The sequence below is a fragment of the Vibrio diabolicus genome (assembly GCF_011801455.1).
GTDB classification, from domain to species: domain Bacteria; phylum Pseudomonadota; class Gammaproteobacteria; order Enterobacterales; family Vibrionaceae; genus Vibrio; species Vibrio diabolicus.
Window position 1 is genome coordinate 3,161,589 of sequence record NZ_CP042451.1, and the last position, 12,679, is coordinate 3,174,267.

A 12,679-nucleotide genomic window follows, 5' to 3' on the forward strand; every position below is an offset into this window, starting at 1 on the left:
ATAGCGAGTTAGCCTGTGTTTTGTATCTATAACAATGGTATTTAGACACTGGATAAATGTCCAGTTTGTTGGATGAAAAATCCTCGCATACACTAGGCCTTCCTATAATATTCTTTCTTCCGCTCAAATTAACTGAACCGAGCGGCACATCATCACGCAGAGGCATCATGAACGAGCGTCGCGCCCTAGGATTTGGGCTCTCAGCAGTATTACTTTGGTCTACCGTTGCAACCGCATTTAAACTCACGTTGGCAGAATTTACGCCAATCCAAATGCTGTGCATTGCCAGTATCGTCTCTGCGATTGCGCTGACGATAATCTGTGGTGTGCAAGGCAAGTTGGGCCAATTAAGTGCCACCTTCCTCTCAAACCCTTGGTATTACCTACTGCTTGGGTTGATTAACCCCTTGGCGTATTACGTCATTCTCTTTAAAGCGTATGACTTGTTGCCTGCATCCCAAGCCCAAGCGCTCAACTACAGCTGGGCCATTACCTTGACGCTAATGGCTGCTGTTTTCTTAGGGCAGAAGATCCGAGCTAAAGATTGGCTCGCTTGCGGTTTTAGCTATGTAGGCGTGATTGTGATTGCCACGCAGGGCAATGTTCTCGGCATGCAATTCGAGAGCCCGTTGGGCGTGGGACTGGCGCTGCTATCGACACTGTTGTGGGCTGGTTACTGGATTTTAAACACCAAAAATAAGGCCGACCCTGTGGTTGGTGTATTACTTGGTTTTTTGGTCGCTATTCCATTTGCCATTGGTTTAAGTATTTATGAAGGTGCGAGCTGGCAGGCAATCTCAATTAAAGGCTGGGCAGCGGTGACGTATGTCGGGCTATTTGAAATGGGGATTACTTTCGTCCTATGGCTAAGCGCCCTCAAATCGACGCAAAACACAGCCCGCATCAGTAATCTGATCTTTGCTTCGCCATTCATCTCACTGATGCTATTGGCAACCATCATTGGTGAAGAAATTCATCCATCAACCTTGATTGGTTTAATACTGATCATCAGTGGATTAGTGGTCCAACAAGTATCGTGGGGTAAAAAAACCAAAGCCATGAGCACTTCTCAATGATGAACAAAAAACCTCAATAAACGATGCAATGAGTTGGATAAAAAAGAGATGTAGCTAACAGTTTAATGATAGAAAGCGCCTTACGCTGCTGGGAATTACCTAAGCGTTGGATACGATACCAACACGGCCCAATAGCTTAAGCTAGATTCTAATACCACTATCTTTGGGCGCTTCAGGACACGTTATTAATTATGTTTCGCTTCGCTATTCCTTCGCCTTTGATGGCAGACTGGCAACAGGCTCTGCAACAATGCTGTGATGCTACTCAAGCTCAGGGACAACTTTATACTCTGAGCGATACCCAGCAGTGGCTATCAACTGAGGTGTCCACCTCGGTTCAAAATCATTGCGCTATCGTCGAAGTGGTAGTGCAAGTTGCCGATCAATTTAAACTGACAGACTTGACGATAAGCCACACATCCTTTGGACAGCAAACCTTGAGCATAGGTCCAATTTGGCTACCAAATGGCGATCTGTTTGCCGTATTAGCGCTAACTCACCCTGACGATCAAATCACGGTAGTATCTGCTTGGCTGAGTGCATTAGTGGGGCGAATGAGCTTTGATGTCAGCTCACACTACCAGCAAGAACGAACACGCCATCAAACTGCAGCGACCACACCATTACCGACGCTGCAAGAGTTTATCGACTGTCTTGAAGACCATATTTGGATAAAAGGCATGGATGGTCTTTATTCGATGACCAATCGAAGCGTAGAAAATGCGTGGCAAAAGACCAACAGTGAGATCATCGGCAAAGATGATTTCGCACTATTTAGCCACGAGCGAGCAGAGAAGTTCATTGAGGCCGATAACTTGGTCGTGGCGACAGGCACGCTGAACATCGTCGAAGAATGCCGCCAAATTGATGAAAACAATAACCCAACTTGGCTAGAAACCATTAAGTCTCCTGTTCGTGATAATGACGGAAACTTAATTGGTATTCTGGGCATGACGCGCAACATCACACGCCGGAAAATGGTCGAAACGCAACTCTCATTGGCGTCCAAAATTTTTAATAATTCACAAGAAGGCATGGTCATTACTGATCGCAATGCCAACATCATTGATGTAAACACAGCCTTTACTCAAATCACCGGCTATCGCTCTGAAGAGGTGATTGGAAAGAACCCCAGAATTCTGCGCTCAGGTCATCATGACCAAGGCTTCTATAAACAGTTGTGGCATCAACTCGAAACCAAAGGTCAATGGAAAGGCGAGTTCATCAACCGAAAGAAAGATGGCAGCATTTACCCGCAGTTAGCGACCATTAGTGCCGTAATGGACGATAAAAATCATCTCATTAACTACATCTGTGTATTTGAAGATATTTCCGTGCGTAAAGCGCACGAAGAAAAACTGCAGCGCATGGCCTTTTATGATCCGTTAACGAATCTACCTAATCGCACCCATTTACTTAGCTTGCTTGAGCAACACATTGAAACCGGGCACAAGAACCAACAGACGTTTGCCACCCTATTTCTGGATATCGACCATTTCAAGCACATCAACGATAGCATGGGTCACTTTTGTGGTGATCAGTTGCTGTCTAAGTTGGCTATCCGTCTGCAAGATATTCTTCACTTAAATGCGCATGTGGCTCGTATTGGCGGCGATGAGTTCGTGATCATTTTGCCGGACGTCCACAGTGATGTGGCTTTGCTGGAAACCGTCGGCGATATTCTCAGCGTTTTCCAACAACCGTTCGACTTGGCAAACCACGACTCACTGCGCGTCTCGACCAGTATTGGCATAGCCTTATACCCAAGAGACGGCCAAGACAGCGAAACCTTACTCAAAAACGCAGATACAGCAATGTACTTAGCAAAGAAAAATGGGCGCAACGGCTACGCATTTTACTCGCCAGATTTAACCGATAAATCGGTATCCCATGTGCGCATTCAATCTGCTTTACATCAAGCGATAGAAAAGCAGCAACTTCGATTAGAGTTCCAGCCACAATATAACTTGGAGCAACATGCGATTGTTGGCGTTGAAACCTTATTACGCTGGCAGCACCCCGAATTTGGCCTTGTACCACCAGCCGACTTTATTCCAATTGCAGAAAAAACGGGGCTTATCCAAAGCATTGGCGAGTGGGTCTTGCTACACGCTTGTCAGCAAGGAAATGCTTGGCTGGAACAAGGCGTTGAGTTTGGCAGAATTGCGGTTAATGTGTCGGCATTACAGCTTCAGCAATCGAATTTCATTCAGAGATTGAGCGATATCCTCAATCAAACTGGTTTCCCTGCTCAACGGCTGGATTTGGAGATCACCGAGAGCTTTTTACTGATCGACCCTCAACAAGCCATTGCGTCGTTAAATCAACTAAGAGAGTTAGGCATCGAGATTTCTCTGGATGATTTCGGCACAGGCTATTCGTCTTTGTCTTATTTGAAAGGTTTACCCATAAATAAGCTGAAAATTGATCGTTCGTTTGTCAGTGATGTACCCAGCAACAGCGATAGCAATGCGATTGTGAATGCGATTATCGCCATGGGCAAAACACTGTCATTGAAAGTGGTAGCGGAAGGAATAGAAACTCAGGAGCAAGCCGATTACTTGTTCGAAAAAGGCTGTGTTTACGGTCAAGGGTATCTTTTTAGCCGACCTGTAAGTGCGGAAAAACTTTTTCGTTGAGCCAGCTTGTAGCCCAAGTCATTCTCGTGGAGCCATATCCTCGGGGATGGTTTGTCTTGGTTGACTTTGAGTTGATTGACACAACTCTAGACGCTCAACCAAAATATTAATGCAGACCAATAGCGGTACACCGATTAAGAGCCCCATACCGCCCCAAAGCCAACCCCAGAACACGAGCCAAACGAAGATCACTAACGGATTTAAGTTGAACCTTTTCCCTAATAACGTTGGCGTAACAAACTGGCTTTCAATCAAGTTGATCAACAAATAGATAGACACCACAGTGAGCATAAAACTGGCCGACTCCAACTGCAGATAAGCCACAAAACCGAAACTCACCATGGAGATGACAGGGCCGAGATACGGCGCAAAATTCATCACGCCAGCAAACGCGCCCCACAAGAATGGGTCCTCAAGGCCTAAAACAAAAAACACCGCCCCAACACTCAATCCAAGTCCCGCATTCACCAACGTGATAGTGCCAATGTATCGAGATAGGTCTTTCTGTAGTGCTTTGACCAGTTCAATCGCTTGGCGCTGCTTGGCAAACCCATGCAAGTACGACACTGACTTTCGAAATAAGCTGCGTCCATGATTGAGCATAAAATAAACCATAAACAGCACGATCATCGCTTGTGTCAAAATGGTCGGCGTCGTGGTCGCGAGTGTCTTCACCAAAGAAAATACGGTGTTATTCCCGACTTCATCCATACCCATATCGCTGGCAATATTCAGCGGCGTATTAAGGTGATCCGCCGAGGCTTGAGTCACTTCACTCACTTCTTGCGACACATTTTTCACGATACTGGGTAGTTCAGACCACCACTGCTTAGCTGGCTCCGACATGGCAGCAAGGCCAATAATTGAAGCACCAACCAAGAATGACAGAGTCACCACGACGGTAATCGCGCGCGGTAAACCTTTGTCTTCAAGATAATTAATGAAAGGACTGCATAACAGAGAAATAAAGGTACTAAGCACAATAGGTAACAAGATTGGCTTAGCAAAATACAACCCTGGAACGAGCAATAAGACAAGAAGGGTTGCACCAATCGCGGTGTTGGCAGGGATGTTCAATTTCGCTGTCATAAAAAGGCTCAAGGTCGGTAGGAATCATTATCGGCGAAAGTCGTTATTGGGGTTGCTCGACTTCTGTTTGTGTCGCGGTCTCTTCTGTCGAAGCAGTAGTGCCTGCTTGTGGTTCAGCATTTCGCTCTTGTTCTACGCCCGACTGGTCAGAAGACGCGGCCCTAACTGGCTTGGCAAGCGAATCCGTTAGTTCGGAGACACTACTCGCCAATAGCCCCATGGAAGAAATAGAGGAAGTCAGTCGAGACAATCGACCCGCTTTGGCAGCGGTAACGGCAACGACAGCACTAATACCTAGCGTCGTCCAAGGATTTTCTTTCACAAACTTCTTAGTGGTAAACGTGAACATTTCCATCGACAAGCAGCATTGCTCTAAAGATGCCTTACCTTCCATCCGCTTGATTCGCATGGCTCGATTGAGCTTTTGTAGCGAGCGCATCCCATCCCTCCTGCAACTGTTCTGTCGTATTTTTGAATCCAAGGAAACCAACTAAACGCTTCTGCCACCAAGCTAAAGACAATAATGCCAAACCTAAGGACGCAATAAATACGCCCACTGCAACATACACGTTAGCGGTCAGCTGATAAGCCACAACACCAGAAGCAAGGCACAAACTGAACACGAACAATACCGACAATAAGGTAAAAACAATGGCGCACAGCAAAATCTGTCGCGCTGCGGACGCATTAATTTTCACCTCCAAGAGGAACAAATCCAACGTTGAACCCGACCACGCTTTCAGCGATTGAGTCAATTGGTCCAGTTGTGAAAGAATACTGCTCAAACCATTGATGGTTTGTTGGATATCCTGCTCTTCTGCCCCACTTGGGGCTCGACCGCTGTCTGCTGCGGCCGAGCCCGGTTGCTGGTTGGTGACTTGTCCGGAATTATTCATTGGAACCCTCGCCTTCTGTTATGTGGCTTAATCCGTTGGACCGTGATTATTTGATCAGCTTCGAAACCGCCCAACCCGCAAGGAAGGCACAACCAATGCTCAGCAATGGACGCTCCTTGATAACGTTCTCTGCCGACTTGGTCGCCTGCTGAACGTGTTCCGCGCCCACATCAAATTTCTCTTTAGCTTGGTCTTTCATTGCGCCGACGGCTTCCGTCGTAGCTTGCTCCGCTAAGTGATATGCTTCTTCTAACTGCTCTTGAGGTTTTACTGTGCTTTCTTTTGTTGTAGCCATAACTAGCCTCCGTTGATGAGTTGAGTAGTAAATCAAGTGAAACAACTTTTGAACTCACTTACTCACTACAAAGCCATATCCGTGCCAAAATCATAAGTATTTGTTTTTATTTGATTTTTGTTTTGTTTCACGACAAATCCTTATCTGTACGTGTAATTCTTTCCAGACTTCCCCCAACATTCTTGTAATTTTTTCTTAGCGCCTCGTCTGCAACCCTCCAATTCTTGCGCAATAAACTCATAACCAATTGATTAATAGAAAAATAACATTCATTGGCATACAACCTGCAACTAAAGATGAAACATCTGTGTTTGTTCCCCATACGTACAAACACTCCCATCACCAACCAAATCAGGAGTGAGATATGAAAAATGAAAATATCGCCTCAATCATTGAGCTTATCGAGAGCGGAAATGACATTTACAACAAGGCCATTGAGAACATTGACAACACTTCTTTGAATAATGTGTTGGTAGAACTGCTTAGAGTACGTGAGCGAGCGGTGCTTGAGCTTACTCCCTACACATTGGCAAATAACCAGGAAGACTCTGCCGACGACACTCCGGTTTCCTACACCATTAAAGCGCGTGAGGTATACAGCGATGTGATGAAGGAGGTGTCTTCTGACAAAGAGTCCATGTATTTGGAACAGCTCGAAGGTGTTGAAAGCAAGGTGCTCAAAGAGATTGAAAACCTAATTACTAGCCACCCAGAGCAAGCGGATAATTCGGTTCTACTGAAAGTTCGCAGTGATATCAAAAGCTGTAAAGAAAAGCTCAGCAGCATCAGCCTTATCAGCTGATCCTTAGTGGTCGCCTTTGCAATCAAGCGCTGGCAGAGAAAATGGCCAACTCGTTTTGGCCATTTCTGATAAGACCACAGGCACCTCAATACAACCAAAACTAGAAAACACTAAACCGAGTAATCAACACGGTAGTCATAAATAAAGAGGTCAGTATGACATTGGATAATAATCGAGTAAGGGAGCTACTCGTAAAAATGACACACCATCGCCAAACGTGTTTGCCTCTCGTTAATCCGCAATCGCATATGACACTCGCAAGAGCGGCGTATCGATTCGTTAAAATAGAAAAAGTGATGATCAAAAAGATGGCGAAGTTGTTCTTCGACCAAGATGGTGAACAATTCATTGCAGAAAATGCCACCGAATACGGCGTTGCCGAATTAGGTAATTACAAAGAAATGCATTTCATGAACAAGTTGTTGTTAGATGATTTAAAAGCGCTACTCAGAGCCATTGACGACACCAACTTAACGGCGCTTGTTTCTTACTGGTTAGCTGCTTTACAAGTCGAAAACGATGAAATTGAAAAGCACTTACCCCAGGGTGAGTAGTCATACTCACCCCCTTCTTCCTTTCACTTCGAGAACGATAAATAGACGCTCTCTCAGATACAAAAAATGCCGATATAAAAAAGCCGCTGCACCTACGCAGCGACCTTATTGGTTCCCTCAAAACTATGACTAAACCGGTAAACAAAGGCGCGCTATAAAGCACTAGGCAAATCGCGCATTATCCACTGCTTATCTGTTTTAAAGCTAAGCCGATTTACTTCTCCCGCTTGGGACAAATACATTCAACGATTTTGGACGAAGCTTAATCGCTAATTGCTCATCAGAATAAAGCTCACCATCAATCACATACTCAATCGGTTTGTTCGCAGAAATAGTGACATTCTGAGCCGTCGCGTATTGAAAATGAGTCGATTCCTCCTGCGCACCTACGCTGGTTAATGTCAGATCAGACAATGCGATGAGGCGTCCGCCTAAAGATTCGGTGTTATCTAAATACGTGATATGCAGCTTGCCATCGTCAGGCTGCGGAGCACCACCACCTTGCGCGAGCAACGTACTAAAAGGAGCGATGTTCGCAACGACAAAGCTATGAACTTCTAGCGTTTGTGATCCATTTTCGCGGTTTTCATCTTCAAATGGCGCATCCATCGCAACGGTCAACGTTTGCGTATCTTCCGCCACCACCGCGTTAAAAAAGCCCGTTAAGTAGGCCAATTGTCCAAAGGTGTTTTTCTCTTCTCGCTGCGCATGCTCGATCATTTTCTGCTCTAGTCCAATACCTAGGACTAACAATATAAGCCTCTGATTACACTCCGCCGTATCAATACGTTGGCAGTGACCTGCTAGCAATGCTTCACACGCTTTTTCAACTGGTGAGAATTTTGCGCCAACTCCATAGAGCACATGACATAACGCATTGGCGGTTCCGAGCGGAACAATACCGAGTTTGATATCGGTACCTACCAGCTGGCTCGCCACTTCCGTCACTGTGCCATCGCCACCCGCTACGATAATTTGCTTAGCCCCACTTTCTTTTGCCTGTTGTGTTAGCTGCTCAGCGCTGAGATTTGTGGTGGTTTGATGAATACTCAAGCGATATTTTTTGGTTAGTTCACGAATCAAGTGCTGTTCGTTTTCCTCCCATTTGCCGCCACCTGCAACAGGGTTAACCACCATCCAAGTGGACTGATCCAGACCCAGTACGCCTTTTTCACTTATCGCTCGTAACGTTTTGATCTGCAATTTATTCAATCTCGCGGTACTGCGCACGTCATTGATTTTTTTCATCACAGATTCAACCGTCAGCGACGGATCTTTGCTCAGTAGATACGCCGCAACAACAAACACCGATCGACCACGCCCTAACGCACAATGCACAACCACAGCTCGCGAGCACGAGATTTGCGTATCAATCCAGTTAATCGCATGGCGAAGGCGCTCTAGCGTTGGGGCTTTGTGGTCGAGTACCGGAATCGAAAGGTAATGAAACTGCTTGTCGGTCATCGCACTTTCAAGCCCAGCAAACTCTGCGGTGACATCGACAATACAAGAGATGTCATTGGATTCGAGAAAATCTAAGTCACTCTGAAATAGCCGACGGGAGAGGTATAAATTATCGCTGACTTTTTGGATCGGAGGCACAGTATCGCGCCGTCTTTCCCAGGCATTATATGCTCTAGCGCCCAGTAAAAAGGGGATGAATGCCCAGCGGATCCACCTGACAATCTTGCCGTCTTGGTTTTTTCTAAAAATGGAGGGAATGTCGAAAACGTAGGCTACGCTGACTAATGCTAAAGAAAGAGATACCCATAAGAACAACAGGCTAACCATGATTTGGGGAATATAAATAGCGGCCAATAAACTGATCAGAGCGCCAAGAATATAATATTTGATGATAAACATTCGCTCTCCTTGCCTTCAGCGAGTGCGCTTTTTTAGTGAAAGTGAGAATAAGCTGGTTTTAGTTTAGGCTAATTAGCTTGGTAAACGCTTTGATTGGGCCCCTTCCCGTGCCGAAATGGCACGAAAAGGACCAATACTCCACCTAACTAGCCATTTCTTCGACGTAGCTATCCGCTAGTTTCATTTTCTGCTGATCGGTCATCACCTTACCGGCCAATTGGAAAAAACGCTGCTCTTCTTCTTCGAGGTGGTGCAATACTTTGTGACGCAAAGTTTTCATGAGGTTGAGCCATGCTGGCGAGCTCATGTCGGTTGCATCAAGCTGTGCAATCACTTTATCAATCTCGTGGTGCTCTGCGATGCCATGACGAGTAAGATCGATGGTTTTATCGCTCTCGATTAAAGGCGCGTAGAAAAAACGCTCTTCTGCGGCGGCGTGCTGTTCGAGTTCATCCTTCAGATTGTGGTAAAACTCTTCGCGTGCAGGGGAATCTCCAGACGTTTCCATCAGAGCATCGAGTAAAAGGCGTTGCTTTTCATGACTCTCTTTTAGTACATCAAATATGTTTTTCATCTTTGACTCCTCACTGATTGTAAACACTTGGGATAAAAGGAAGGGCGGTGATTGACCGCCCTTCTCTTACATTGCTGTGAACAAAAAGCTGACCTGACTCGACTAACAATCTTGGTCTTCTGCGTTCAAGTTCTCTTTAATATTTTCACACTCATCTTCAATCGCATTTTGAGTTTCTTCGGCGGCTTCATCTATCTTCTTGCCTGCCTGTTCCATTGGCCCTTCTTCACTACAAGCAGCCAGTGCGAACACCAAACCAAATACTGCGGCGATACGGTAAATTAATGACGTAAGTCGCATGAAATCTCCTATCTATTTACGTTTTTTCTTCCTAGCAGAATAATCACTATTGATACAATTAATGACAATAGGAATAGGTAAAATATCACTTGCGCGATAGAGGCCGCCGCCCCTGCAATACCAGTAAAACCTAGTAGTGCAGAAACCAGTGCCAAAGCCAGAAAAATAAACATCCAACGAACCATAGTGTTACCTCCTAATAAAATTGGGTTAGGTCACTCGGCTCGTTATTATTGAACCACTTCTAGCTTATCAATCACCTTATTTACATCATTGGTATTATTTGCAATTGAAAGTGCAAGATCATGCTCCGCATCTGAATTAACCTTACCTGCCAACGTTACCGTTTTACGTTCCGTCGTTACATCAATGTCCGTACCACTTACATTGGTATCCATCAGTAGGCGCGTTTTAACTATAGTCGTGATTTTAGAGTCGGTCAGTGTGGCTAATGCCTCTGAATCGGTTTCTTTCTTACCTTCATTCACCACTGACAATTCGTTATTTACTTCTTTCACACCATCAAGACCTGTTACAAGCTCTTCGGCAAGCGATTTTTCAAGGTCATTGTTTACCGAACCAGAAAGGGTAACTACCTGATTTTCAACATCGGTGTTGATATCAAAAGAGTTAAGGTTACTGTTTAGCAGCAGCGTCGTTTCAGCTTTACCATCTAGCCAAGCGTCCATGGATTCTTTTTCCCATTTATCACTCGCTAAGACTGCTGTAGATGAAGTAGCAAGAACTGACGTAAGTACAATTTTAGCTGCGATGTTATTCATGGTAATTCTCCTTTATTGACGTTGTATTTCCATAGGAGCAAACCATGTGCCAAGTTTGTAACTTGTTATTTTTAAAGGAATAATAAAAACAAGACATAAAAATAAGACGAACAAGACAATATAAGTATGAATTATTTACACAGAAGAAATGTAATTTTTAATCGTTAATAATTTCGCAATCAATTACATAATACGCCAATAAAAGATGAGACATTATTTCTTCGACTTCACTTAATCGCAGAATTATTATTTAAAATGTGAGACACCCGAATAAAGAAGCAATATTTATCAGAATTATTACTGATATATACCAAGAGAGGATCAACAAAATTAAAATAGCCTACAGACCCTTAAATCTCTGCTGACAATATTTTGTCTTGTGCACTTAGAATAATCCACGTACATTGTTTCTGTCATAGTAAAGAGGACATTTCTATGTCGTTGCCAAGCCTGTTTCTACGAATACAAGACCCGACACTTAAAGATGCTATCGCCTCTTGCCAGGAACTGAACAAATTTCGTCTGCATAATACCGATGCCGCAGATGGTTGGATTGAAGATTTCCTACAACTCAAACCGGAAGTTGCGATTGTTGAAGTCGCCCACTTTACTAGCGCAGATTACCAGCGCCTTTCTAATATCGAAGACATCTACGATATGGACTTGATCATCATTAGCTCTGGTGCTCCAAACGAAAATTTGGATAAGCTAATGAACTTAGGTGCAATTTTTCACTACAGAAAACCCGTCGATATTGCCATTTTGACGGACACCCTAAGCGAAGTCAGCCAGTACTATCAGCAAAAACAAGATCAAGGACGTAAAGTGTCCACTAGCGATCTCGACCAATTTGGCCTTTTGGTAGGGTCCTCATCGCCAATGCATCAGCTCTATCGCATGATCCGACGCGTCGCAAAAACAGAAGCCAACGTCCTCATTGTTGGAGAAAGTGGCTCGGGTAAAGAGTTAGTCGCACAGACCATTCATTTAGCCAGTGATCGCAAGCAACAACCCTTTATCGCGATTAACTGTGGTGCGATTAGCCCAGAATTGGTCGATAGTGAACTGTTTGGCCATGAAAAAGGCGCCTTTACCGGAGCGAATAAAACTCACCAAGGTGTATTTAAACAGGCAGAAGGCGGCACGCTGTTTTTAGATGAAATCACCGAGATGCCTATCGAGCATCAAGTGAAGCTATTGCGTGTTTTGGAAACCGGAGAATATCGCCCAGTGGGCAGTAATACGGTGCATATCGCCAACACTCGCATCATTGCCGCCACCAACCGTGATCCTAAAGTCGCCATTGAAGAGCAGTTCCTGCGTGAAGATCTGTTTTTCCGTTTATCGCACTTCCCATTAACGATACCGCCGCTGCGAGAGCGAGGCGGTGACATCGTCGGTCTGGCTAAGCACTTTATCGCGCACCGCAACGCAAATGAGGCTAAAACCAAAACCATTCTTGATTCTGCCATCCAAAAAATCGCTGCACACGATTGGCCAGGTAATGTCCGTGAGCTCAAACACACGATCGAGCGTGCATTTATTTTGGCTGACGACACCATCCGAGATGAACACCTGATATTCGATACACCACCATTGGAAACAGGCACAAGCATCGAAGACCTTGTTCCAGCGGGCGTTTCGCTAGAAGAGCTAGAAAAAGCCGCCATTCTCAATACCCTTGAAGAGAATCAAGGCAATAAAACGGAATCAGCGCAGGAATTAGGCATTAGCGTTAAAACGCTCTACAACAAACTCGAAAAGTATCAAGACGAGTAACTCGCTGTGGAACTACAAAAAAGAGCACGG

Annotated in this window: 14 protein-coding genes; 5 read left to right on the forward strand and 9 right to left on the reverse strand. The window is 44.9% G+C overall.

Annotation, left to right across the window (positions count from 1 at the left end):
* The first annotated feature begins 167 nt into the window (after positions 1-167).
* A complete protein-coding gene (locus FR741_RS14920; protein WP_167427033.1) occupies positions 168-1,076 on the forward strand; it encodes a DMT family transporter in 909 nt (302 codons plus the stop codon).
* A gap of 191 nt (positions 1,077-1,267) precedes the next feature.
* The gene (locus tag FR741_RS14925) at positions 1,268-3,715 is read left to right on the forward strand and encodes an EAL domain-containing protein (protein WP_167427034.1); all 2,448 of its coding nucleotides are present in this window, start codon (positions 1,268-1,270) and stop codon (positions 3,713-3,715) included.
* A gap of 18 nt (positions 3,716-3,733) precedes the next feature.
* Here the strand turns inward: FR741_RS14925 and FR741_RS14930 are convergent, their stop codons facing one another.
* From FR741_RS14930 to FR741_RS14945, 4 genes are read right to left on the reverse strand one after another with little or no spacing between them, the layout of a single operon-like run.
* Positions 3,734-4,804 (reverse strand): AI-2E family transporter, encoded by a 1,071-nt coding sequence (locus tag FR741_RS14930; protein ID WP_046874162.1) that lies wholly within the window; start codon positions 4,802-4,804, stop codon positions 3,734-3,736.
* Between the two features lie 43 nt (positions 4,805-4,847).
* Positions 4,848-5,243 (reverse strand): hypothetical protein, encoded by a 396-nt coding sequence (locus tag FR741_RS14935; protein ID WP_233059791.1) that lies wholly within the window; start codon positions 5,241-5,243, stop codon positions 4,848-4,850.
* On the reverse strand, positions 5,188-5,700 hold the full coding sequence (locus tag FR741_RS14940; protein ID WP_167427035.1) for a hypothetical protein: 513 nt from the start codon (positions 5,698-5,700) through the stop codon (positions 5,188-5,190). Before FR741_RS14940 ends, FR741_RS14935 begins: the two co-directional genes overlap by 56 nt.
* 46 nt (positions 5,701-5,746) lie before the next feature.
* Positions 5,747-5,995: a hypothetical protein gene (locus FR741_RS14945; protein WP_005394426.1), complete on the reverse strand. Its 249-nt coding sequence runs from the start codon at positions 5,993-5,995 to the stop codon at positions 5,747-5,749.
* Between the two features lie 364 nt (positions 5,996-6,359).
* Here FR741_RS14945 and FR741_RS14950 point away from each other — a divergent pair, with 364 nt between their 5' ends.
* Both FR741_RS14950 and FR741_RS14955 read left to right on the forward strand, forming a co-directional pair.
* Positions 6,360-6,797 carry a DUF2383 domain-containing protein gene (locus FR741_RS14950; RefSeq protein ID WP_005394423.1) on the forward strand — a complete coding sequence of 146 codons (438 nt, stop codon included), beginning with the start codon at positions 6,360-6,362 and terminating at the stop codon, positions 6,795-6,797.
* A 155-nt stretch (positions 6,798-6,952) separates the two neighbouring features.
* Positions 6,953-7,351 carry a hypothetical protein gene (locus FR741_RS14955; RefSeq protein ID WP_005379193.1) on the forward strand — a complete coding sequence of 133 codons (399 nt, stop codon included), beginning with the start codon at positions 6,953-6,955 and terminating at the stop codon, positions 7,349-7,351.
* Between the two features lie 204 nt (positions 7,352-7,555).
* Here the strand turns inward: FR741_RS14955 and FR741_RS14960 are convergent, their stop codons facing one another.
* The 5 genes from FR741_RS14960 to FR741_RS14980 all read right to left on the reverse strand — a co-directional run bounded on the left by FR741_RS14960 (position 7,556) and on the right by FR741_RS14980 (position 10,870).
* Positions 7,556-9,214 (reverse strand): diacylglycerol kinase family protein, encoded by a 1,659-nt coding sequence (locus FR741_RS14960; protein WP_167427036.1) that lies wholly within the window; start codon positions 9,212-9,214, stop codon positions 7,556-7,558.
* Between the two features lie 142 nt (positions 9,215-9,356).
* A complete protein-coding gene (locus FR741_RS14965) occupies positions 9,357-9,788 on the reverse strand; it encodes a hemerythrin domain-containing protein (RefSeq protein WP_005394414.1) in 432 nt (143 codons plus the stop codon).
* 102 nt (positions 9,789-9,890) lie between these two features.
* Positions 9,891-10,088 carry a hypothetical protein gene (locus FR741_RS14970; protein ID WP_048624594.1) on the reverse strand — a complete coding sequence of 66 codons (198 nt, stop codon included), beginning with the start codon at positions 10,086-10,088 and terminating at the stop codon, positions 9,891-9,893.
* 8 nt (positions 10,089-10,096) lie between these two features.
* A complete protein-coding gene (locus tag FR741_RS14975) occupies positions 10,097-10,273 on the reverse strand; it encodes a DUF1328 family protein (RefSeq protein WP_167427037.1) in 177 nt (58 codons plus the stop codon).
* 45 nt (positions 10,274-10,318) lie between these two features.
* Positions 10,319-10,870, reverse strand: coding sequence for a BON domain-containing protein (locus FR741_RS14980; protein WP_047009372.1), 552 nt, complete (start codon positions 10,868-10,870; stop codon positions 10,319-10,321).
* A 435-nt stretch (positions 10,871-11,305) separates the two neighbouring features.
* Here FR741_RS14980 and FR741_RS14985 point away from each other — a divergent pair, with 435 nt between their 5' ends.
* Positions 11,306-12,649 carry a sigma-54 interaction domain-containing protein gene (locus FR741_RS14985; protein WP_104970018.1) on the forward strand — a complete coding sequence of 448 codons (1,344 nt, stop codon included), beginning with the start codon at positions 11,306-11,308 and terminating at the stop codon, positions 12,647-12,649.
* The last annotated feature ends 30 nt before the right edge of the window (positions 12,650-12,679 follow it).

What these genes read in the sequence shown, in the direction of transcription:
- FR741_RS14920 (WP_167427033.1), top strand. Translation starts at nt 168, where the DNA reads ATGAACGAGCGTCGCGCCCTAGGATTTGGGCTCTCAGCAGTATTACTT.
- FR741_RS14955 (WP_005379193.1), top strand. Translation starts at nt 6,953, where the DNA reads ATGACATTGGATAATAATCGAGTAAGGGAGCTACTCGTAAAAATGACA.
- FR741_RS14980 (WP_047009372.1), bottom strand. Translation starts at nt 10,870, where the DNA reads ATGAATAACATCGCAGCTAAAATTGTACTTACGTCAGTTCTTGCTACT.
- FR741_RS14950 (WP_005394423.1), top strand. Translation starts at nt 6,360, where the DNA reads ATGAAAAATGAAAATATCGCCTCAATCATTGAGCTTATCGAGAGCGGA.
- FR741_RS14930 (WP_046874162.1), bottom strand. Translation starts at nt 4,804, where the DNA reads ATGACAGCGAAATTGAACATCCCTGCCAACACCGCGATTGGTGCAACC.
- FR741_RS14975 (WP_167427037.1), bottom strand. Translation starts at nt 10,273, where the DNA reads ATGGTTCGTTGGATGTTTATTTTTCTGGCTTTGGCACTGGTTTCTGCA.
- FR741_RS14970 (WP_048624594.1), bottom strand. Translation starts at nt 10,088, where the DNA reads ATGCGACTTACGTCATTAATTTACCGTATCGCCGCAGTATTTGGTTTG.
- FR741_RS14940 (WP_167427035.1), bottom strand. Translation starts at nt 5,700, where the DNA reads ATGAATAATTCCGGACAAGTCACCAACCAGCAACCGGGCTCGGCCGCA.
- FR741_RS14985 (WP_104970018.1), top strand. Translation starts at nt 11,306, where the DNA reads ATGTCGTTGCCAAGCCTGTTTCTACGAATACAAGACCCGACACTTAAA.
- FR741_RS14945 (WP_005394426.1), bottom strand. Translation starts at nt 5,995, where the DNA reads ATGGCTACAACAAAAGAAAGCACAGTAAAACCTCAAGAGCAGTTAGAA.
- FR741_RS14965 (WP_005394414.1), bottom strand. Translation starts at nt 9,788, where the DNA reads ATGAAAAACATATTTGATGTACTAAAAGAGAGTCATGAAAAGCAACGC.
- FR741_RS14935 (WP_233059791.1), bottom strand. Translation starts at nt 5,243, where the DNA reads ATGCGCTCGCTACAAAAGCTCAATCGAGCCATGCGAATCAAGCGGATG.
- FR741_RS14925 (WP_167427034.1), top strand. Translation starts at nt 1,268, where the DNA reads ATGTTTCGCTTCGCTATTCCTTCGCCTTTGATGGCAGACTGGCAACAG.
- FR741_RS14960 (WP_167427036.1), bottom strand. Translation starts at nt 9,214, where the DNA reads ATGTTTATCATCAAATATTATATTCTTGGCGCTCTGATCAGTTTATTG.